At 59.8% G+C, this 22,015-nt stretch carries 20 protein-coding genes; 8 read left to right on the top strand and 12 right to left on the bottom strand.

What is annotated here, in order from left to right; all coding sequences use genetic code 11:
* The first annotated feature begins 25 nt into the window (after window positions 1-25).
* Genes accB through DXT96_RS08520 form a run of 6 tightly spaced genes read left to right on the top strand, consistent with a single transcriptional unit; the run spans window position 26 to window position 4,816 of the window.
* The gene (gene accB / locus DXT96_RS08545; RefSeq protein WP_153514296.1) at window positions 26-490 is read left to right on the top strand and encodes an acetyl-CoA carboxylase biotin carboxyl carrier protein; all 465 of its coding nucleotides are present in this window, start codon (window positions 26-28) and stop codon (window positions 488-490) included.
* Complete coding sequence (gene accC, locus DXT96_RS08540; RefSeq protein ID WP_153514295.1) at window positions 487-1,881, top strand: acetyl-CoA carboxylase biotin carboxylase subunit; 1,395 nt, start codon at window positions 487-489, stop codon at window positions 1,879-1,881. Before accB ends, accC begins: the two co-directional genes overlap by 4 nt.
* A complete protein-coding gene (locus tag DXT96_RS27385; protein WP_174373962.1) occupies window positions 1,878-2,318 on the top strand; it encodes a biotin/lipoyl-containing protein in 441 nt (146 codons plus the stop codon). The genes accC and DXT96_RS27385 overlap by 4 nt, the downstream gene beginning before the upstream one ends.
* Window positions 2,315-3,028, top strand: coding sequence for a 5-oxoprolinase subunit PxpB (pxpB, locus tag DXT96_RS08530; protein WP_153514293.1), 714 nt, complete (start codon window positions 2,315-2,317; stop codon window positions 3,026-3,028). The genes DXT96_RS27385 and pxpB overlap by 4 nt, the downstream gene beginning before the upstream one ends.
* Window positions 3,025-4,023: a biotin-dependent carboxyltransferase family protein gene (locus tag DXT96_RS08525; RefSeq protein WP_153514292.1), complete on the top strand. Its 999-nt coding sequence runs from the start codon at window positions 3,025-3,027 to the stop codon at window positions 4,021-4,023. The genes pxpB and DXT96_RS08525 overlap by 4 nt, the downstream gene beginning before the upstream one ends.
* Window positions 4,024-4,048: 25 nt before the next feature.
* Window positions 4,049-4,816, top strand: a complete 768-nt coding sequence (locus DXT96_RS08520; RefSeq protein WP_153514291.1) for a 5-oxoprolinase subunit PxpA — start codon at window positions 4,049-4,051, stop codon at window positions 4,814-4,816.
* Between the two features lie 134 nt (window positions 4,817-4,950).
* Here the strand turns inward: DXT96_RS08520 and DXT96_RS08515 are convergent, their stop codons facing one another.
* From DXT96_RS08515 to DXT96_RS08500, 4 genes are read right to left on the bottom strand one after another with little or no spacing between them, the layout of a single operon-like run.
* Entirely contained in the window at window positions 4,951-6,054 is a 1,104-nt protein-coding gene (locus DXT96_RS08515) for an ABC transporter ATP-binding protein (protein WP_153514290.1), read from the bottom strand.
* A gap of 9 nt (window positions 6,055-6,063) precedes the next feature.
* Window positions 6,064-7,140 (bottom strand): ABC transporter substrate-binding protein, encoded by a 1,077-nt coding sequence (locus DXT96_RS08510; protein ID WP_153514289.1) that lies wholly within the window; start codon window positions 7,138-7,140, stop codon window positions 6,064-6,066.
* Between the two features lie 25 nt (window positions 7,141-7,165).
* Window positions 7,166-7,969 carry an ABC transporter permease gene (locus DXT96_RS08505; protein WP_153514288.1) on the bottom strand — a complete coding sequence of 268 codons (804 nt, stop codon included), beginning with the start codon at window positions 7,967-7,969 and terminating at the stop codon, window positions 7,166-7,168.
* Window positions 7,966-8,898 carry an ABC transporter permease gene (locus DXT96_RS08500; RefSeq protein ID WP_153514287.1) on the bottom strand — a complete coding sequence of 311 codons (933 nt, stop codon included), beginning with the start codon at window positions 8,896-8,898 and terminating at the stop codon, window positions 7,966-7,968. The genes DXT96_RS08505 and DXT96_RS08500 overlap by 4 nt, the downstream gene beginning before the upstream one ends.
* Window positions 8,899-9,328: 430 nt before the next feature.
* Here DXT96_RS08500 and DXT96_RS08495 point away from each other — a divergent pair, with 430 nt between their 5' ends.
* Both DXT96_RS08495 and DXT96_RS08490 read left to right on the top strand, forming a co-directional pair.
* Window positions 9,329-10,531 (top strand): pyridoxal phosphate-dependent aminotransferase, encoded by a 1,203-nt coding sequence (locus tag DXT96_RS08495; RefSeq protein WP_153514286.1) that lies wholly within the window; start codon window positions 9,329-9,331, stop codon window positions 10,529-10,531.
* Between the two features lie 10 nt (window positions 10,532-10,541).
* The gene (locus DXT96_RS08490; RefSeq protein ID WP_153514285.1) at window positions 10,542-11,234 is read left to right on the top strand and encodes an SDR family NAD(P)-dependent oxidoreductase; all 693 of its coding nucleotides are present in this window, start codon (window positions 10,542-10,544) and stop codon (window positions 11,232-11,234) included.
* A gap of 58 nt (window positions 11,235-11,292) precedes the next feature.
* Here the strand turns inward: DXT96_RS08490 and DXT96_RS08485 are convergent, their stop codons facing one another.
* The 8 genes from DXT96_RS08485 to DXT96_RS08450 all read right to left on the bottom strand — a co-directional run bounded on the left by DXT96_RS08485 (window position 11,293) and on the right by DXT96_RS08450 (window position 22,003).
* The gene (locus DXT96_RS08485; RefSeq protein WP_046799038.1) at window positions 11,293-12,198 is read right to left on the bottom strand and encodes a LysR substrate-binding domain-containing protein; all 906 of its coding nucleotides are present in this window, start codon (window positions 12,196-12,198) and stop codon (window positions 11,293-11,295) included.
* A gap of 151 nt (window positions 12,199-12,349) precedes the next feature.
* A complete protein-coding gene (locus tag DXT96_RS08480; RefSeq protein ID WP_153514284.1) occupies window positions 12,350-14,557 on the bottom strand; it encodes a methyl-accepting chemotaxis protein in 2,208 nt (735 codons plus the stop codon).
* Between the two features lie 262 nt (window positions 14,558-14,819).
* Window positions 14,820-16,319, bottom strand: a complete 1,500-nt coding sequence (locus DXT96_RS08475) for an FGGY-family carbohydrate kinase (protein ID WP_371418814.1) — start codon at window positions 16,317-16,319, stop codon at window positions 14,820-14,822.
* The gene (locus DXT96_RS08470) at window positions 16,312-17,154 is read right to left on the bottom strand and encodes a class I fructose-bisphosphate aldolase (RefSeq protein WP_153514783.1); all 843 of its coding nucleotides are present in this window, start codon (window positions 17,152-17,154) and stop codon (window positions 16,312-16,314) included. Before DXT96_RS08470 ends, DXT96_RS08475 begins: the two co-directional genes overlap by 8 nt.
* Window positions 17,155-17,156: 2 nt before the next feature.
* Window positions 17,157-18,881, bottom strand: coding sequence for a glycerol-3-phosphate dehydrogenase/oxidase (locus DXT96_RS08465; RefSeq protein WP_153514283.1), 1,725 nt, complete (start codon window positions 18,879-18,881; stop codon window positions 17,157-17,159).
* 121 nt (window positions 18,882-19,002) lie between these two features.
* On the bottom strand, window positions 19,003-20,001 hold the full coding sequence (locus DXT96_RS08460; RefSeq protein WP_174373972.1) for an aldo/keto reductase: 999 nt from the start codon (window positions 19,999-20,001) through the stop codon (window positions 19,003-19,005).
* Window positions 19,998-20,972 carry a sugar-binding transcriptional regulator gene (locus DXT96_RS08455; protein WP_174373973.1) on the bottom strand — a complete coding sequence of 325 codons (975 nt, stop codon included), beginning with the start codon at window positions 20,970-20,972 and terminating at the stop codon, window positions 19,998-20,000. The genes DXT96_RS08460 and DXT96_RS08455 overlap by 4 nt, the downstream gene beginning before the upstream one ends.
* 29 nt (window positions 20,973-21,001) lie before the next feature.
* Window positions 21,002-22,003, bottom strand: a complete 1,002-nt coding sequence (locus DXT96_RS08450) for an ABC transporter permease (RefSeq protein WP_153514282.1) — start codon at window positions 22,001-22,003, stop codon at window positions 21,002-21,004.
* Between the last annotated feature and the right edge of the window lie 12 nt (window positions 22,004-22,015).

Genomic DNA, 22,015 nt, shown 5'->3' with positions numbered 1-22,015 from the left:
ACACAAAAAGACGTTGGAAACCAATATGGATCTGGAAAAGATCAAGAAACTGATCGAGTTTGTCGGCTCTTCACGAGTGTCCGAATTGACCGTGAGCCAGGAGGGAACCACGGTCCGGATCACTCGTGAAAACAGCGCCGTTTCGCCGCACGCGGCATCATCGCAGCCCCGGGCTGTTCCGGCAGCGGAAACGGCATCCGAGACACCGCGTGCCGAAGAACAGGCACCGACCCACGCAACAGCCGCCCCGGCACCATCCGGCATCGTCGCTGCGCCTTCATTCGGTCTATTCCATCGCGCCCCAAGCCCCGGCACGCCGCCTTTCGTGGAAGCCGGAGATGAGGTCAGCCATGGACAGGAACTCTTCATCATAGAGGCGATGAAAGTGTTCAGCACCGTGAGAGCCGAACGCAGCGGCAGGATCGCCAGATTTATCGCCAATGACGGCGAGGATGTCGAACTCGGACAGCCGGTGCTGGAGTTCGAATGATGGATGCGTCACTCCCAAAGGCGACAGCCGAACAAAGAGCATTCGACAGCGTCCTTATCGCCAATCGCGGCGAGATCGCACTGCGGGTGCAGCGCGCCTGCCGCGAACTCGGATTGAAGACCATCATGGTCTATTCGGAAGCCGATAAGGATGCGGATTATCTGAAGGCGGCCGATACCGCCATCTGCATCGGCCCCGCCTCTCCCGGTCAGAGCTATCTCAACGCGCCGGCCATACTGCTCGCGATGGAGCTGACCGGCGCTGGCGCAGTTCACCCCGGTTATGGTTTTCTGTCCGAAAGAGCGTCTTTTTCGGAAGCCGTGGAGGCGGCGGGAGCGGTCTTCATCGGCCCGCGTGCCGACTCCATCCGCATCATGGGTGACAAGATCGCGGCGAAGCGGGCGATGATGGAGGCCGGCGTGCCCTGCGTTCCCGGCCCCGATTCCGCCCTGCCGGATGACGCCGTGGAGGTTGCGAAAATCGCCGCCGAAATCGGTTATCCCGTCATCGTCAAGGCGGCCGGCGGCGGTGGTGGGCGCGGCATGCGCGTCGTGCGCGAGGCTTCCGCCCTTCAGGACGCCGTGCTCGTCACCCGCGAGGAGGCAAGCCGGGCTTTCGGCACGCCGGAACTCTATATCGAGAAATTCCTCGAACATCCGCGCCATGTTGAAATCCAGGTTTTATGCGATGGCCAGGGCGGTGGCGTCTCGGTGGGTCTGCGCGACTGCTCCATGCAGCGCCGCCACCAGAAGGTCGTTGAGGAAGGCCCGGCCATTGGTATCCCGCCTGATGTCGCGGCTTTCGTCGGCAATCGCTGCGTCGAAGCCTGCCGCCAGATCGGTTATCGCGGCGTCGGCACTTTCGAGTTTCTTTATGAAAACGGCGAATTCTACTTCATCGAAATGAATACCCGCCTGCAGGTCGAACATCCCGTCACGGAAATGACCTCGAGCGTGGATCTGGTGCGCCAGCAGCTTCTCGTCGCTCTCGGTCATCCGCTGGAGATTTCGCAGGAGGACATCGTCTGCGAAGGCCATTCGATCGAGTGCCGCATCAATGCAGAAGACCCGTACAGTTTCATACCCTGTCCCGGCCTGATAACGACCCTTCACCTGCCGGGCGGCCCCGGCGTGCGGGTCGATACCCATGTGACGGCGGGTTATCGGGTTTCGGCCCATTACGATTCGCTGATCGCCAAGCTCATCGTCCACGCGCCGACGCGCGAACAGGCGATCCTGCGCATGCGCCGTGCGCTTGGCGAAATGCGCATCGAAGGCGTCTCCACCAACCTGCCGCTGCACCGGGAAATATTGCAGGACCCGGCCTTCTCCGAAGGCGGCACGGATATCCATTACCTAGAACATTGGCTTGCAGTGCGGAGTGCCCAGTGAAGCGACAGCCTGTTTCCATATCCCGCTACAGCGAGCCCGGCACGATTGCCGAACTTGCCGCTCACCTCGAGCGCAACAACGTCTCCGCCATCGAGATCGAGACCTCCGATGGGTCACTGAAGATCGTTGCCATGGCAGGCGGTCAGGCCTCTGCCGAACAGCGGCCCATTGGCGCGACCAAAGCGCCGATAAAGACGGGAAATATTCTCGCCCGCGCTCCGATGGCCGGCATCTTCACACCCGCCCATCCGCAGCGCCCCGACCGGGCGGTTCAGTTGGGACAGTCCGTAGCCAAAGGCGAGATCGTCGCATTCGTGACGACAGGCCTCCTGATCGTTCCGGTCATCGCCGAAAAAGCCGGTACTGTCAGCGAAATCGTGGCGGAAGCCGGGGCGCTTGTCGGCTATGGCTCCACCCTTCTCAAGACCGAAACATGATGGTGACGTCGATGAGCAACCTCCCGCTGAAAACGCCCCACCTCACCCCCGCTCATCTTGGCCTGCCGAAAATCTCGATGATCGGCAACAGGACCTTTCTAATCGAAGCGCCCGGCGAGCTGGACCTTCCCGCCCAGCGGCACATCTGGGCGCTGGCGCGTGCGCTGAAAGATCGCCCCGAGGTACTGGAACTCATACCCGGCATGACCAATCTCCTGATCGTGCTGCACGGCACGCCTGAAGATGCCGGGCATCTGCAGGACGAGCTTCTCGACCTCTGGCAAAGGACTGCGGAACTCGATCTTCTCGGCAAGACCATCGAGGTGCCGACGACCTATGGCGGCGAGCACGCCATCGACCTTGCAGCGATCTGCGATTATTCCGGCCTGCCGGACAGGGAGGTCGTGCGCCTGCACTTCGAGCGGACCTATACGGTTTTCGCCGTCGGCAGCGCGCCCGGTTTCGGTTATCTCGGCGGTCTTGATCCGAGCATTTTCATGCCGCGCAAGAAAGTCCCGTCGCTGCGCATGCTGAAAGGCATGGTGACGATCGGCGGCATGCAGTCCGGCATCTCGGTTCTGACCGGGCCGAACGGCTGGAACTCGCTGGGTTTCACCGAAATCTCCATGTTCGACGCCACAGCCGAGCAGCCGGCTGTGCTGGCGCCCGGCGACCGGGTTCGCTTCCTTCCCGAAAGGATCGAACTATGATCCATGTTCTTGCCTGCGGACCCTTGAATACCGTGCAGGATCTCGGCCGCGTGGGTTATCGAAATATCGGCATCACCGCCACGGGCGCAATGGACCCGATTGCGCTGAGGGTCGGCAATCTTCTCGCCGGCAATGGCGAAGAGGCCGCTGCGATTGAAATCCAGACCTTTCCGTTCCGCATCGAATTCGAAGAGGCGCTGACCTTCGCCGTGACCGGCGCGGATTGCGCCGCACGACTCGATGGCGCGGATTTGCCGCCTTACTGGTGTGTGCGGGCCGAGAAGGGTCAAATCCTCGAGCTTTCGACCCCGCTGAAAAATGCGCGTGCCTATCTCTGCCTTCAGGGCGGTATCGACGTTCCCGTGGTGATGGGATCGCGCAGCACCTCGCTTCGCGGCTCCTTCGGCGGTCACGAGGGGCGGCATCTTGCCACCGGCGACAGGCTGCCCGTTCTGCCCTCCGACTCACTCGCTCTGTCTGCAAGCGGTCTTGGCCTTATGCCGCTTGCCGAGGCGATGCCGGACATGTTTCCGGTATCCGACACGGGCGAATTGCTGCTAAGAGCCATTCCAGCCGCCGAACATGATCTTTTCGGCGAAGGGGCGGAACGTTTCTGGTCGGAACCCTGGAAAATCACCTCGCAGAGTGACCGCACCGGCTACCGGCTGGCCGGCACGCCACTGACGCTTTCGGCTCCCGTCGAGCTGCGTTCCTATGGTGTCATTCCGGGCGTGGTTCAGGTGCCGCCGGGCGGCGAGCCCATCATCCAGATGAGTGACGCCAACACGGCCGGCGGTTATCCCAAGATGGCGGGTATCATCGACAGCGATCTATGGCGTCTCGGCCAGGCCCGCATCGGCAGCCGCATCCGCTTCGTGCAGGCGACGGTGCGTGAGGCGCTGGAAGTCGAACAGGCGATCGGCGCCTATTTCGCGGATATCCGCAAGACCCTGCCGCTGGTCACCGCTGCACTCGCCACGCTGACAAAACGATAATCCGGAAGAACAAGGAGAGCGAACCATGAAGATCGATGTTAATTCCGATATGGGCGAAGGTTTCGGCGTCTATAAGGTTTGCGACGACGAGAAGCTTATGGAAGTCGTCTCTTCGGCGAATATCGCCTGCGGCTTCCATGCCGGCGATCCGGAAATGATGGCGCGCATGGTGCGTCTTGCCAAACAGAACGGTGTCGGCGTTGGTGCCCATCCCGGCCTTGCCGACCGTCTCGGCTTCGGCCGCCGCGAAATTCCCGTCGATGCGGAGGAAATGGAGCAGCAGGTTCTCTACCAGCTCGGCGCGCTTTCGGCGATTGCGAAGGCGCAGGATGTCGCGCTCTCCCATATCAGCTTCCATGCCGCCATGGGCAACATGATCAACCGCGATCCACCCCTTGCAGAGCGCATCATGAAAAAGATCAGGGCGGTCGATCCTGATCTCATCGTCTTTTCGATGCCGGACATGCTGATCGAAAAAGCGGCGTTGGATTGCGGACTGAAGGTGCTAAACCTCTTTCTCGCCGACCGGGCCTATGATGTGAAAGGCCAGCTCGTGCCGCGCAAGCTGCCCAATTCCGTCATCAAGGAAGAGGCGAAGGTGCGTGAACGGGTGCGCCAGTTTCTGGAAAAGGGCACTGTCACAACGATCGAAGGTGAGATCATTCCCGTTCGCGCCCGGTCGATCCTCGTTCACAGCGATACGCCCGGCTCGTTGGAGCTTGCGCGCACGGTGCGCAGCGAAGTGGAAGCCTGCGGCGGCAGCGTCGTGCCGGCGTGCGAAGTGGTCGACTGAGGGCGATCCGCTTTCGTCTTCATCATTGCTACTCAAACACATACTGCACCGCGCATCATGTCTGGAGCGCGGTGCCGTCACATTCAAGTCTTCTTCATCGGCCGGACCGCTGAATCGATCCGGCCGATAAAGTATCAATTCAGCTGGATCACGTGATTGCTGTCGCTCGTCCAGCTCAACCTCACCCGGTCGCCGGCCGCACTGACGGCATTGGTGAAACCCTCCATCTGGGTCTGCCGGTAGGCGATCATCGGCTCGCCATTATCCAGCCGCAGATAGTAGTGAAGCATGAAGCCGCGATAGACGACCTGCTCTACCCGCGCCGTCGTGGAATTGCTGGTGTTCTCACCTGCATCGGCCGCAAGCGGCGAAACCGAAACGGCCTCGGGGCGAACCGTGACGACGACCTTTTCGCCCTGAACCGCACCCATGTCATCCACATCGAGCCGCACACCGGAGCCGGTCACAAGCCGTGCGGCGCGGCCGTTGCGTTCCTTGACGCTTGCCTCGAAGAAGTTCGAGGCGCCGATGAAACCCGCGACGAAACGCGTCAGCGGCTTCTGGTAGATTTCGCCGGCAGGCGCGATCTGCTCGAGATTGCCATCCCGCATCACGGCGATCTGGTCCGCCATGGTTAAGGCCTCGTCCTGATCATGGGTCACCATTATGGTGGTAAGGCCAAGCCGCTGCTGCAGGCTGCGGATTTCAACCTGCATGCTTTCCCTCAGGCCCTTGTCGAGTGCGCCGAGCGGCTCGTCGAGAAGCAACATCGAAGGTTCGATCACCAGCGCGCGCGCCAGCGCCACACGCTGCTGCTGACCACCGGAAAGCTGCGCCGGCAGCCGGTCGCCGAAGGCATGCAGCTGAACGAGATCGAGCGCCTGCTTCACGCGCTCCTCCCGATCAGCCTTGGAAACGCCCCGCATCTCCAGACCGAAGGCGACGTTTTCGGCGACGGTCATGTGGGGAAACAGGGCGTAGTTCTGGAAGAGCATGCCGACATTACGGCGATGAACCGGGGTGCGCGTGGTCGGCTTGCCGCCGACCACGATTTCACCCGAAGTGGGATCGACAAGCCCCGCAATCATGCGCAGGCAGGTCGTTTTCCCGCATCCGCTCGGACCGAGGAGCGCGAGAATCTCCCCTGCCTTGACGGTCAGTGAAACATCATCGACGGCAACGACCTGACCGCTGTAGTGTTTGGTCAGTCTTTCCAGGCGGACTTCGACGGATTTCATCAGCGTTCCTCAGCCGTTAAAGGTCTGGTTGTATTTTTCGAGCCATTGCGCGCGACGCGGAATGATATATTTCCAGTCCGGCGTGAACAGGTTCAGGGATTCCATCTTGGCTTCCGGATAGGCGAGGAACTTCGCCGTTTCCTCGCTAAACTCGATGCCCTTGACGGAAGGTGCGCTGAGGGTGGCTTCCGACAACATCTTCTGCACGCCCGGATCGAGGATGCGGTTGATATAGGCAAGCGCTAGATCGCGGTGCGGCCCGCCCTTCACCAGCGCGATGGAATTGATGCCGGTGAACGCACCTTCCTTCGGGAAGGTCATATCCAGCGGCACGCCCTTCTTGGTGTGTGGATAAACCGCCTTGGAATATTCGATACCGCCAAAATCCGCCTGGCCCTGCGCCACCATCATCGTCTGCGCTTCCGCATCATAGATTGAGAGCACATTCGGCTTCAGCTCGGCAAGTTTCGCCCAGCCCGCATCCGTATCGTATTGCGCCTCTTTCAGCGGCTTTCCGGTCGCAAGGGCAGCGGCCACCATCAGCATCAGCACGCTCTGGGTGTTCTTCGGCGTATTGAGCAGCATGCGGCGGACATATTTCTTGTCGAACATCTGTTCGTAGCTTTCGAACGGCTTGCCCGTCGTCGGATTGTAGAACAGGCCGGCAATCGAAATCGCAAACCCGACGCCAAAATTGTCTTCGAAAAGATAGCGGGAATAGACGTTCTTGAGGTTTGGGATTTCGTCGATCGGCAATTGCTCGATCAGGCTCTCCTCCTTGGCCTGGGGAACCCCGACATCATCCATCGACATCACGCTATATTGCGGATTTTCGCGGGTGGCGCGCAGCGTGGCGATGTTGGCAAGCGTTGCGCCTTCAGTCGTCAGCACCCGGCACTTATATTCCTTTTCGAAGGCCGGGATCACTTCCTTCTTGATCAGCCCGCCCTGCGCGGAATTGTAAACGCCGACATACATGGTGCGGTCCTGTGCGGAGGCCGCAGTGTAGAAATAGGGTGTGGCGAGCGCGCCCGCGGTGACGGTCAGAAAACTGCGCCGTTTCATGAAGATGGTCTTGTCTGTCATTTCCGGTACCCCTCTTGTTGTTGATTTACATTGCCATTGCCCGGCGCAGACCCACCAGCCTGTCGAGGACGAGCACGACGGTCACCGCCAGAACGATGATGATGGTGGACATGGTCGCGACCGAAGGATCAAAAACCGTGCCGATCTGGCGATAGAGAACGATGGGCACGGGCAGGTTCGCGGAATCGGCCAGCCACATCGAAACGGGATAATTGTCGAAAGAAACCATGAAGCAGAAGATCGAGCCGGAGGCGACGCCGGGCGCGATCTGCGGAAAAATCACCCGCGTGAAGGTTTTCCAGCGGGTGGCGCCAAGCGTGCGCGCTGCCTCCTCGAGGCTGACATTGACGAGCTGAAGGCTGGTCAGCACCGTGCGGATCACATAGGGCGACGTAACAACGGTGTGAGCAATCAAAAGCTTCAGTTTGGTGTCCATCCAGCCATAACCGGAAAAGAGCTGCAGCAGCGCAAGGCCGGTCACCAGCACGGGGAAGATAAGCGGCGAAAGCAGCAGCCCTTTCATCACCGAGCGGCCGATGAATTTTCCCCGCGAGAGCGCAAAGGCTGCGGGAACGCCGAGCGCTAGCGAAAGAATGGTGGTGGCAACAGCCAGTGCTGCGCTGAATGTCAGGCCGGCGGTGAACTCCTCGTTCTGCATCACCATTGCATACCAGCGGAAGGTGAAGCCCTGCGGGGGGAAGGTGACGAAGTAACTGTCGGAAAACGAGATGGCGACGACGAGGACGATCGGGGCCAGAATGAAGACCATCATGGCGGCGGTGATCGCGTAAAGAACGATGGCGGAAGTGCCAGTCAGCTTGTTGTTCATGATGCACTTGCCTTGATACGACGCCCGCCGAGCAGCCTCATCGAGACGGCATTGATCAGAATGACGATGAAAACGAGGATGGTGGCGATGGTGGCGCCGAACGGCCAGTCATAGACCGCGAGGACCTGCTGCTCGACCATGTTGCCAAGCATCTGCGAACCGGGACCACCGATCAAAGCGGGAATGACATAGGATGCCGAAGCCAGAGAGAAGACCAGCGTGAAACCAGCCACCAGGCCGGGAAGGCTGAGCGGGAAAGTGATCCGCAGGAACACTCTCCATGCCGGCGCCCCGAGCGTGCGGGCAGCCTGCTGCAGGTTAGGATCGATCTTGCCAAGCGCGGAGGACAGCGGCAGCACCATCATCGGGAAGAAGATATGGAGAGAGCCGATAATGACGGCAGCATCAGAAAACAGCAACGTCAGCGGAGTGTCGATAATGCCGAGATTCATCAGAACGTAATTCAAGAGACCAGTCGGGCCATTACCGAGAATGAGCTGCCAGCCATAGGCGCGAACCACAACGCTGACGGCCAACGGTGCAATCACGATCAGCGTTATGATGCGGGTGGTGGCGATATTGCCGCGCACGAGAACGGTTGCGACCGGATAGGCCAGTATCGCGGCGATGATGGAGGTGATGAGACTGATGCGGATCGTCGCCCAAAGCACCTTCTGGTAAAGATCAACCTCGAAAAACCTGATGTAATGGGCAAGCGTGAAGGGTGTACCGATCAACCCCTGCGAATTCTGCGTCATGACGCTGAAGCTCATCAGGCGAATGGCCGGAAGGAAGAAAAAGAACAGCAGAAAGATCAAAAGCGGCAATATGAGTATGCCGGGCGAAAACAGCCGTCGCTCGAGTGCTTTCCAGCCGGAAATTCCACGGCGTGGCGGGGCATGGGGTTTCATGATTGCAATATCCGACATCTATACTCCCGTCGCGTTGAATACGGCACGAGGCATCGCGTTGAGCCGAACGACGGGGTCGTCCAAGCCCTATGACTAGAATTTGCTGGGTGTGCTCCCTGTCGAGGTATCCGGTCTTTTGCCGATACCCGTCGCATGTTTCTGCTTGTTCGCGCCGGTTACCTCTTTGGGTAATATTGCCCGACGCGTCGTTCCCTTGGTTGTTACGCCGAGCTTAGGGGCTAAGCCGACAGGCTGCATAATATTTTATTGCTCTTAGGTCATCGCATACGAGTATGGACCGGACCGCCCTGACAGCGATGCATCAAAATCCCGTATGACCTCACATCGAAGTCGTATTGGGGAAACGGCGGAAAATTCCCGTAACCTCCTTGTCATGCACAGGCGTCGCGACGATGCCTGCCTTCACCGTTACAATCGGAAATCATCCATGCCTACTATCGCCCAGCGTCTCAACAACGTCACCGTTTCGGCCTCGCTCGCCATGACCCAGAAAGCCCGCGATCTCGCAGCCCAGGGCATCAAGGTCATCAGCCTGTCTTCCGGCGAACCGGATTTCCCGACCCCTTCCCACGCGGTCGAGGCGGCGCATGCGGCGGCCCTTGCCGGCGATACGAAATATCCGCCCGCTGACGGAACGCCCGCTTTGCGCGCCGCAATCCAGCGGAAATTCAAGCGTGACAATAATCTTGACTACGATCCAAGCCAGATCCTGGTGGCGGGCGGCGGCAAGCAGATCATCTTCAACGCCATCATGGCAACCTGCGACCCGGGCGATGAAGTCGTCATTCCCGCGCCGTCTTGGATCAGCTACGCCGATATCGTCAAGTTTGCCGGCGCTCTACCAGTGCCGGTAGTTTGCCCTGAGAATAACGGTTTTCGTCTTCGGGCGGAGGATCTCGAAGCCGCCATTACCCCGAAGACCAAATGGCTGCTTTTCAACTTCCCCAATAACCCGACCGGTGCCGCCTGCTCCCGTGAGGAGATGAAAGAAATCGCCGAGGTCATGCTGCGGCACCCGCATGTCTGGATCATGACCGACGACATGTATGAGCACCTGATCTATGACGACTTCGAATTCTGCACCATCGCAGAAGTCGAACCACGGCTCTATGACCGGGTCCTGACCGTCAACGGCGCATCTAAAGCCTATGCCATGACCGGCTGGCGCCTCGGTTTCTGCGGCGGCCCGAAAGATCTCATCAAGGCCATCAGCAACGTCAACACCCAGAACAGCGGCGGTGTCGCCACCATCGTGCAGGCAGCCGCCGTTGCGGTTCTCGACGGTCCGCAGGATCTGCTGAAAGAGCGCGCCGATATATACAAAACACGCCGCGACTTCGTGCTCGGCAAACTAGCCGAGATCGACGGCCTTCGCTGCCACAAGCCGGAAGGCGCCTTCTATATCTTCCCGAATATTGCGGCGCTGATCGGCAAGACCACGAAGGGCGGCACGAAGATCGAGAACGATACCGATTTTGTCATGGCGCTACTCGCCGAACATCACGTTGCGACAGTGCAGGGCGCGGCCTATGGCCTGAGCCCCTTCTTCCGGCTCTCCTATGCCACCAGCATGGAGAACCTCGCCGAAGGCTGCGCCCGCATCGCCGAATTCTGCAATGGAATGAAATAGGGAGAACAGCATGTTGGGAGGAAGTGGCCGTGTCATCATGGTTTCCGGTGCATCGCGGGGCCTTGGCCTTGCGATCACCACAAGGCTTCACGAAGCCGGTTTCACCGTCGCGGCAGGAGCACGAAATCCAGCCACTATTGCCGTGAAGGACGGGCTTTCGGCCAACCGATACGATGCGGAAGAGGCGGGATCGGCAGAAGCCTGGGTTGATGCCGTCGCCGCCAGATATGGCCGGATCGATGGGCTGGTAAATTGCGCCGGCATCAATCCGAAGGTCCGGGTCATGGATACGGGCGAGGAAAGCCTCGACCAGATGTGGCGCATCAACGTCAAGGGTCCGCTCAGGGTAACCCGCGCCGCAATCCCTCACCTCGTGAAGACCGGACAGGGCAGGGTCATCAATGTCGCCTCGCTGGCAGGTCGGCGCGTCGGCTCGAATGTTGGTTATGCAATGACGAAATTCGCCGTCGTCGCCCTTACCCACGGCATCCGCCAGGAATTATGGGACAGCGGCGTGCGCGCCACCGCCCTCTGCCCCGGTTATATCGCAACCGATATGACATCAGGCGAAACCGAAGTCACCCGCGAGGATATGACCCAGCCGGCAGATCTCGCCGAAATGGTTGAAACCCTTCTTCGCCTGCCGAACAACCTTTCGGTGGCCGAATTGCTGGTGAACTGCCGCAAGGAATCGATGCTTTAATCTTCTCACGTGCCGGACAGGAAGACAGTCCGGCGCGTGATCACAAGCTGGTGCGTCTTTATTTCAGGGTTTCCGCCAGCTGTAACAATATTTCCTTCACGGCAAGCGCAGGCTCGGAGAGCGGCGTATTATCCGATACGCAGAAGGACAGCGTTTCCTCGATCATCGGGCTGGCGATCTGCCGGACGACAATTTCCTCATTGGATTCCGCCACGATACGGTCGGCGATGGCCTTCGGCGTTATGGTCGCGCCAAGTCCGGCATCCACACCACGCGCGATGGTCCTTACCGATTCCAGCTCCGCCATGACGATCAGATCCTTGCGGCTGCGGGTGAAGGCGAGATTGATGGCCCGGCGCACGAAATTATAGGTCGGTGGCAGAAGAAAGGGCAGATATGCCAGATCAGCAACTGTGATCGGTGCATCGCCGGGCTCCACGCCGAAGCTGCGATGCACGACCAGCACGAATTCCTCACGCAATAACGGCGTGAACTTGACGCCGCGGATCGGCCCGGTGCCGTGGATCAAGCCCATCTCCAGACGACCATTCATGATCATCTGGCTATAGGGCTGGCTGACGCTTTCCGTGATGTGAAGCAGAATGCCGGGATGAAGCCGCTTGGTTTCCTCCATCAGACGCAACGCCAATGTGGCGGCGCTGCTGAAGGGCGCAAGCCCGACCGATACCTTGCCGGAGAGGACCGCACCAGCCTCCAGCGCTTCCGCCTGCGCCTGCTCCATCTGCCGCAGGATAACCTGCGCATGCCGGTAGACGACCTTGCCGGCATCGGTCATGACGACGCCCTGCTGGCTCCGGGTCAGCAGTTTCTGGCGGAAATGCTCCTCGATGCTCGCCAGCTGCTGGCTCAGCGCCGGCTGGGCGATATGCAACACGTCCGCCGCTCTTGTTATGCTCCCCATATCGACAATCGTTATAAACGATTTCAGGCGCCTGATATCCATCTGCTGCTGCTTATCCCATTACTGCTTGCAGGGATAAGATGCGCAATTTGCCGATAATGTCCATCTTGCATTTCCCCGCCTGGCCCCGCCCGCATTGCGGGGCGGGGAGAGTGATCCACACTGCTCGTGAAGAGGGCCGTCAGGCAGCCATTCAGGCCGCCTTGAGAGACCCCCGATAAGCGTCCGTTCCCGAACCAAGTTCGAACTGGCCGAGCAGCCGGTTCAGCGCATCGACCTCCCCTGCCAGAGTGTGGCTTGCGGCAGTCATTTCCTCGACCATCGCAGCATTTTTCTGCGTGTCCTGATCCATCTGATTGACGGCGATGTTGATCTGCTGAAGGCCGGACGATTGCTCCTGCGCGGATTCCACGATCGCAGCCACGTGCTGGTTGATCTCCTGCACCTCGGCGACAATCACGTCGAGTGCCTTGCCGGTATCGCCGACAAGATGCACGCCCTCCTCCACCTGCTGGTTCGACTTGGTGATCAGCGACTTGATCTCCTTCGCCGCACCGGCGGAGCGTTGCGCCAGTTCACGCACTTCCTGCGCCACCACGGCAAAACCCTTGCCCGCCTCACCCGCACGCGCCGCCTCAACGCCGGCATTCAGCGCCAGAAGGTTGGTCTGGAAAGCGATCTCATCAATGACGCCAATGATGCTGGAAATCTCGTTTGACGATTTCTCGATCCGCTCCATGGCGATGACCGCCTGACGTACAACCTCGCCCGATCGTTCGGCGCCGATGCGCGTGCGGGAGACGAGCCGACCCGCCTCATGCGCCCGGCTGGCGGCATCTTTCACCGTGACCGTGATCTCTTCGAGGGCTGCGGCCGTTTCTTCCACGGCAGCTGCCTGCTGCTCTGTGCGCCTTGCCAGATCATCGGCCGCCGCCTTGATTTCATGAGCGCCGGAATCGATGCCGGAGGCGTTTTCCGACACGCGCAGCAGCCCATTCTGCAGCTTTCCGGAGGAGCCGTTGAAATCGTTGCGTACCGCATCGAGCTGTTCGACAAAGGGTTCATTGATACGGCACGACACGTCGCCATCGGCAAGTTTTGCCAAGGCGTAAGCCAGACTGTCGACGGCAAACCGGATGTTGCCCGCCTCGTCGGCGGCGTTGCGTTCGCGGGTTAAGCGCTCCTGTTCCCCGAGAGTGCGATTGGTTTCTGCTTCCTGCTCAAGCGCGGCCTTTTGCCGATTGCTTTCACGAAGGACGTCCAGCGAGCGGGCCAGATCGCCGATCTCATCCCTGGTCGCAATATCCTTCAACGTCAGCTGGAGGTTTCCCTGTGCGATCTGCGCGGTCTCACCGATAATGTTCGTGATGCGGCCAATGAACCGCCGGGCAATAAACCAGCCCGCCAGCGCCAGAAGCACCGCTGCCGTCACGATCGTCAAGGCAGCATCACGCATCATCGCGTGCAGCTGCGCAAAGACCGTGTCTTCCGGCACCGAGACGATTGCGTACCATTTCATGTCCCCGGTCAGCATGACGGGTGATGCGACAACGAAGGAGAGCGTTCCGTCCTGCGCTGTCATCTGCTGTTCGACGCCGGGATTTGCGATCAGCGTGTCCCACCCCATGGTTTCTGCGCCGCCATCCGCAAGGCTTTTTCCCATGATCGCCGCATCCGGATGGCTGATGATCTTGCCGCCACCACTGACAAGGCTCACGAAGCCTGTTCCCATCGGCCGCACGGTCGACAATTGCTGGCTCGTCTCCTGCAGCGAGAGGTCGAGTCCCGCAACGCCCAGCAGTTTACCCTCCACAATGACCGGCTTGGAGATAGAGGTGAGGAGAACCTCCTTGCCGTCAATCGCATAAGGATAAGGTTCGATAACAACCGTTTTCTTCTGCGTGAAGGGTTGCTGGTAGTAGTCGCCCGGGCCTGCTGTGGCATAGTCTGTCAATGCGGTGTTGCTAATTTTGCCATCGCCGCCCCGAACCCAATAGGGAACAAAACGACCCGTGGCATCATGCCCCTCCGTATTGACGAAATCCGCATCCTTGCCGTCGAAGGCATTGGGCTCCCATCCCGTCCAGAGCCCAAGCACCTCGGGATTGCCTGCCAGCATGTTTCGGATAAGCTGATTGGCCTTACCGCGATCCGCGTCCCCGGATTGCTTCATCGTTTCCAGAACCGACCCAAGGCTGTTCACGATGTGAAGCGTGCCGCCAATGTTCTTCTCTGCCGTCAAAGCTTCTGCATGAGCGATCTGCCGCATACGTTCGAGGCTGTTGACCCGCGTATCTTCGTAGGATCGATAAAACAGCACGGCCGATGCCGCGACCGTCGCGACCACCCCGCATGCGGCAACCGCAAAAATATTCCGCCCCGTTGTTGATTTAAACAGCATGTCCCACCCCCCAAAAATCCATGCCGCGATGGCCGGGGCCACAGCTGGCGCACCGGCAACTCTCGGTCGCCGGATCAGAAGGTAATATTAGAAAACTATGCTTAAAAATTACTTTCTATATTGCTTTTAAGTTGATTGTGGGGGCGACGGTGAATTATTAAATTGTAATATTTCAATATATACAGAGTATTACGTGACATTTGAACGAAGATCGATGCGGTGCGCATGACTGCGCACCGCTTAATCGGAAAGCTAGGAATCCTTATTCCTGAAGGCGAAGAGCATTCCAGAAGCCCCGCAACTGGTCGGTCAATTGCGTATAGAGACCATAACGCTGCCGGTAATGCCGGACTTTGCCCTCATTCGGTTCGTAAGCACTCGCTACACGCGTCATCGCCGCAACCGCTTCCTCATAACCGGGATAGACACCGACAGCGACCGCCGCGCCGATCGCCGCCCCAAGCGCGCCCGTTTCGCGGGCTTCGGCGACACGCAGGGGAATTTCCAGCACATCCGCCATGATCTGCGGCCAATGCTGGCTGCGGGAACCGCCGCCGGACATCACGGCACTTTCGACCGGCAGGCCGGCTTCGCGCAGGACGCCGATATGGCGACGATGTTCGAAACAGACGCCTTCGAACAGGGCACGCAACATATGGCCTTCGCCATGCCACCCGGCCAGGCCGTAAAAGCCGCCGCGGAATTCTGCACCCAGCCGCGAACCGAAGATGAAGGGGTGAAAGAGCGGATCGTCAGCGCGCGGCGTAACCGAGCCGACCAGTTCGTTGCACCGATCGAAGGCATGATCGCCATGGTCGCCGCGAATGCGATGCACGTACCATTCGAGATTGGCGGCGGAGGTGGCGCTGGATTCGATATTGACATAACGGTCCCGGCCGAAGGTCGTCACCATGAAGACGTCGGGGCTGATGACCGGTTTGTCGGCGAAAACCTGGTTGATGCTCCAGGTGCCGGCAATGATGGAGGCCTCTCCCGCATTGATGACACCCGACCCCATGGCGCTGGAGACGACATCGAAATACCCGCCAATGACGGGCGTGCCTTCGGAAAGCCCTGTCGCTGCTGAAGCTTCACTGGTGACGCGGCCGACGATGTCAGCCGATTCCACGAGACGCGGGAAAAAGGCAACGGCATCATCAAGCCCATAAAGCGACAGGAGTTCCCGGTCGAGCTTGGCTTCGGGGAAGGCAAGCAATCCCGCACCGCTGAGGTCGGAAATGTCGTTGGCAAGGCAGCCCGTCAGACGGAAATTAACGAAATCCTTGCAGAACAGCACCGTGCCGGTCTGTGCATATATGCCAGGCGCATGCCGTTTTACCCAGGCAATTAAGCTGGGCGTTTGCGCGGGCCATGGCCGCTGCAGGCAGCGGGCCTGCAGTAAATCTCCGCTTTTTCGGTCAAGCTCGGCCGCAATATCGGCTGCACGACTGTCGAGCGACTGAATGCCGAGCAGCGGCTGTTGCTTTTTGTCCAGCAGATAAAGACCATTGCCGTGACCGGCGCAGCCCACCGCCACAATGCTTCTGGGATCGACCGATGATTTAGCGAGAAGCTGGCAGATCGCCTCGCAGCCATTGCGCCATAATTCTTCAAGATCGCGCTCGACATAACCGGGCTGCGGAAATGTCGAGTGCCCGTCGATGGCATGTTGTGCGACCTGCCGGCCTGCCGTGTCGAACAGCACGGCCTTGATGACCGTATTGCCGACATCCAGACCCAATATGTGATTTTTCTCAGCCACGATTATAGATGTCCCATGCTTCCTCACCGCTCGCACCCTGATGGATGATGGCCATCAGGGCCGCAACAACGGCCTTCGGATTGTCATGCTGATAGATGTTGCGACCATAAACCAGTCCGTTCGCCCCTTGAGCCATCAAGGCCGCCGATTTTGCCAGCACGTTGCGCAAATCCTCTCGCCCCCCGCCCCGCACCAGCACCGGGCAGCGCGCCGCCTCGATCACCCGGTGGAAATCCTGTGGGTTGCTGGTGGGATCGGCCTTGATGATATCGGCACCCATTTCCGCGGCAAGACGCACCAGCGTGACGATCTTTTCGGCGTCACCATCCACCTGATAACCGCCGCGCACGTCGTTGGGCAGCATCACCAGCGGCTCGATCATCAGCGGCATGCCGAAGCGGTGGCAATCAGCCCGCACCCGGCTGATATTTTCGACGCATTGGCGAAACAGTTCCGGCTCATCCGGCAGCATGAACAGGTTCACGACGACGCAGGCGGCGTCCATTTCCAGCGCGCCGATGATTGGATCGTTATAGTTCTGGAGCTGCGACCACATGGTTCTGTGGCGCGTGGAATTATAGGGGTTGCCCATATCGATGCGCATGACGAGGGCCGGCTTGTCCCGCTCCAGCCTCTGCTGCAACAGATCCGCCTGCCCGTAGACCATCTGGATGGCGTCGGGACCGGCCTCCACCAGCTTTTCGACGGTCTGCGGCATATCCTCAAGCCCGATGAGGAAACTCGGCTCGTTGCAAACCCCGTGATCGATGGCCACATCAAGGCATCCGCCATTGCGGAACAACCGGTTCATGCGCGCCTTTTTCGAAATCCGCATCATCATGCATTCTCCTTGCATCTGTGTTGAAGCATTGCCGGACTGACCCCGTAGAAAGTCTCCAGCTCATGGATAAGCCGCTGCCGTTCGTCTGCCGCCTGGCTGGGTGACCAGCCCAGTTCGCGTGCCGTGACGCCGAGGATTGCGTCGATCAGATCGGCGGCGATGCGGCCGGTTATGGCAAGCGTGGTTCGCCGCAGAATGAGATCGGTCAGGTGCCGGACATGTTCGGAACGGATCAGCCAGATCACCTCCGCAGCCGTGACGGGCAGTTTTTCACAAAGCGGCGTGTCATCCGGGCGGCCCCGGCAAAAGCCCATCAATTCAAGCGCGCGTGAACCATAGGCAGATGCCAAATGTTCAGCCCGGTCCCTGCCGATCGAAAACTCCTCCGATAGCAAGGCTGGCAGACATCCGGCACCGGTCGGAAAATTCCTGCCGCCGCCGATTGGGCGACCCATCGTGCCAGTCAGCCGCTTGCGTCCGAGAAAGGCCAGAACCTCGTCGGTCACCTGTTCGCCAAAGGCCCTGAAGGTCGTCCACTTGCCGCCGATCATGCAAAGCTGCGGCGGATCGCCGGCGACGCGGTGAATGAAATGGCTGCGCGATATTCTTCCGGTAAAGGCGGCATCGCTGCGCGGCAGCGGGCGTATGCCGCTGAAACTGAAGACGATGTCGGAATGGTCGATGGTGATATCCGGAAAAACCTTTCGGATCGCATCGAGAATATAGTCGCGCTCCTCCGGCTCGCATCGCACCCGCTCGGGACGATCCACCTTGATATCGGTCGAACCCGCGAGAACCCGGCCGAGATAGGGAAAGAGGATACAGACGCGGTTATCGGCATTCTCGAAAAAAATCATATGCCCGTTCAGGGCTTTGAGAAGCGCCGCGTTCGCCAGGATCAAATGGGATCCCTTGGTGCCGGAAACGGTCGGTTTTGCTTTCTCCTCAGTCGGAGCTTCCGTCAGCGCACCAATCGTCTCGTCGATCCACGCGCCCGTGGCATTGACGATGATCCGGGGCCGGATAGGCAGGATTTCTGCCGTTTCCTCCACCCGGAGACGATATTCATCTCCAGTGCGAACAAGCTCCACATAGTTGAGCGCAATGCTTTGCGGAGCATCGGTCGAAGTGTCGATCAGGAGTTCCAGCGCAAGCCGTTCGGGCTGGCTTATCCATGCATCGTAATAGGTGGCCGAATATCTGATGGCAGGTGTCAGGCCCGGCCAGTGCTGCAGCGTCTTGCCGGCACTGCGAAACTCATGGCGGGGCAGGATGCGGTTTTTACGGGTGACGAAGTCATAAAGCGTGAGGCCCGCCTTGATGGCCAGCGCCCCTCGGCTTGCGGGTTTGCCGCCGGAGCCGAAAAAGGTCGCCGCCGCGTTGAACAGCCCGCTGAAAGTCGAGAAAATCGGGATCGTCGTCGGCAGCGGATGAACCATATGCGGCGCGAGCGTCAGCAGCGCATCGCGCTCCCGCAGCGATTCCGCCACGAGGCCGAATTCACCGTTTTCAAGATAACGCAAACCGCCGTGGATCATGCGCGATGGTGCGGCGCTGCAGCCGGAGGAAAAATCGTTTCGCTCGACCAGCAGCACCCGCAACCCCTGCAATGCGAGATCGCGATAGGCGGCGATGCCGTTGATGCCGCCGCCAATGACGACGGCATCGAAATCACCGTCTTGCCGAATGCGGCGCAGAGCGTCCTCGCGAAAACTGGGCATAGAAATACCGTTCGCTGGCTGATGACCAGCGTCCCAATGTTGTTGACCGTTTAAAGCGACAGGAAAGACGAGCGGCGAAAATTATGTGCTATTCGCCGGAAGACCCGTCCCGATTACGTGTTCAGCTATCGAGCCCCACAAGATGCTCGGCGACGCCGGCGCTGATGAGGGCCACTTCACTGTCCGTGAGGCGCAGGCGGGCGGCCGCGGCATTTTCAACCGCCTGGGCCGGATCACGCGCACCGCACAGTGAAAATGTGATGCCTGGCTGAGCAATCGTCCAGGCAATCACCACCTGCGCGACCGAGGCCCCATGCCCGGCCGCCACCGGTTCCAGCACACCCATCAACCGGGCGATCTTCTGACGGTTCAGCTGGCTGAAACGGGGATTACCATGGCGTTGATCATCCTCTGCAAATACCCGCTCAGGCCCGACCTTGCCCGACAGCAGACCGAGCGCCAGCGACGAATAGCTGAGCACGGAAACGGCATTCTTTCGGCAAAGCGGCAGGAGCGTCGTCTCGATATCGCGTTTCACCATGGAATATTCTTCCTGAATGGCATCCAGCTGACCGGTGGCGATATAGGCCTCAAGATCGCCAGGCGAGACATTGCTTGCCCCGATCGAGCGTATCTTCCCCTCCTCCTTCAGCCGCACAAGCGTTTCCACCGTCTCGGCAATCGGGGTCGTGGCGTCCTGCCAATGGGTGACGTAGTGGTCGATATAATCGGTGCCGAGCCGCTTCAGGCTCTCTTCAACCTCATGCCGGATCGACGCAGCACCGAGATAACGGTGAACGGGTTTGTCGTCCTGATGGAAGAAATACGCGCCCTCATTCACATGCCAGACGAGACCGCATTTTGTGACAAGCACAACCTTGTCGCGCCTGCCGGCAATCGCCTTGCCGACGATGGTTTCCGCAAGTCCCATGCCGTAGGCCGGTGCGGTATCGATCAGGGAAATACCGGCATCGATGGACGCCTGAATGGCGGCGATGGATTGCCGCTCATCAGTACCGCCCCACATCCAGCCGCCGATCGCCCAGGTGCCGAGCCCCACGACTGAAGCGCTGATGCCGCTACCACCAATCGTCCGGGTCAATATAGCATTGTCCGTCACGAAGTTTCCCCTTCTTCCTGATCCAGTAAATAACCGGCGATAGCCTCGTCCACGACGAGCGAGGTCAGATATCGACCGGCAAGCGTGGCTGCCACCGGTCCGGCCTTAATGGCCCCGGCTGCCACACCGATGATGTTCGGGCACCGGGCAAGCTGCCCGGGGTCCAGCGCCACCACGCGCGAGTTGAGATCGATCCGCGCCAGCTGCCCGTCCGCCATGGTGAGATGGGCGAGGAATTCACCGGCAATACCCGCATCCACCAGCGCCTGCCCGCCACGGGCGACATCCGGCAGAAGATCGTAGTAACCGGAACCCGGCGCCTCCACCGAGCCGATGCCGACCAAAGCCACCTGCGCCTGCCGCGCTAAGTCGAACACTTCGCGGATCGACGCGACATTCATCAACAAGTCGCGCTGTTCCTCGTCCTCGGCAAACAACGGCGCATGCAGAAGCGAGGCGCTGCCGCCGAGCTTTTCCGCCAGTTGCGTGGCGAGATGGTTGACGTCCGTATAATGCTTGCCCTGCACACCGCCAGTCAGCGGCACAACCCGCACATCAAAGCGGCGCTCCGCCTCCAGATTGTCGACCACCGCACTCACCGCCTTACCGCCGGTAATCGCGATCACGTCACCGTCCCGGATCGTCTCCAGCAAGTGGTTGGCGGCCACCCGCCCCACCATTTGCAACCCGGTTTCGGGATTATCGGAAACCGTCGGCGTTACCACTGATTGCCTGAGGCCGAAACGGCGGGTGATCTCGTTTTCGAGGTCCACCAGCCGCTGATAGGGGCTGGCGATGGTGATCTTCACCATGCCGGCCTTGCGGCCCGCGGCAATCATGCGGTTTACCTTGGTATGGGAAAGATTGAGCCGCTCGGCGATCTCCGACTGCTTCACACCTTCGATGAAATGCAGCACCAGGACGGAGTACATCTGTCTCTGTTGATCGAAGTCGTCCTTGGCATCCAGCATGATCGTATCTCTCCAATTACCACAGGCGCTCAGCGGCGACGCTTGACCAGATAGTGGTCGAACAGAACCGCCGTCAGCAATATGCTGCCCCTGATGATGTCCTGCCAGTAGACAGACACATTGAGCAAGGCAAGCGAGCTGGAAACGACCGACAGAAGGATCGCCCCGAGGATTGCACCGAGAATGGTGCCCGAGCCGCCCGAAAGGCTGGCGCCGCCAATGACCGCCGCAGCGATCACGTTGAGTTCCATGCCGACGCCGAAGCTCGGCTGGGCCGATCCGAAGCGGGCCATATAGATCACGCCCGCAACACCGGCCAGCATCGAACACAGTGTGGTGGTGGCAAACACAACCCGGCCGACGCGGATGCCGGAATAGGCTGCCGCCTTGGGATTGCTGCCCGTGTAAAATACTTTGCGAAAGGCTGTGGTGCGCCGCAGCAGCAGATCAAAGGAGACGACGACGACAGCGAAGATGATCAGCACAAGCGGAATGCCGCCAAGCGCGCCCTGGCCGATGAATTTGAATTCCGGGGGCAGCGAATAAAGCCCGAGCGGCCGACCGCCCGTTGCCAGCAGGCAAACGCCGCGGGCAATCACCATGACGCCGAGCGACACGATGAAATGATGCAGGCCGATGACCGTTGTCAGAAATCCCATGGCCATGCCGACCAATGTCGTGAGGCAGATCGCCAGCCCGGCCGCTACCCAGGGATCGACACCGTTAAGAAACAGCCAGCCGGCCGCGACCATTGCCAGCGCCGTGACGGAGCCAACCGAGAGATCAATGCCACCAGAGATCAATAGGATCGTCATGCCAACCACGACAATGCTTTCGATGGCGAAAACCATGGCCATGGCCCGCAGATTGTCCACGGTCAGAAAATACGGAGATATGAACGACATCACCGCAAAAAGCGCGAGGATGATGACGATCAGCCCGGTTTCCCGTGCTTTCAGCGCCGGCTCCCACCAGGCGGTGCGGCGAACCGCCGTCTCGGCAAGGCTTGAAGGTGTTTCCGATGTTGCCATTTTCCCGCTCCC

This window comes from Agrobacterium sp. ICMP 6402, from assembly GCF_009498615.1.
In the GTDB taxonomy this organism is placed as follows: Bacteria; Pseudomonadota; Alphaproteobacteria; order Rhizobiales; family Rhizobiaceae; genus Agrobacterium; species Agrobacterium burrii.
The sequence above is the reverse complement of the archived record's forward strand: the minus strand, read 5'-3'. Positions and strand labels throughout refer to the sequence as shown.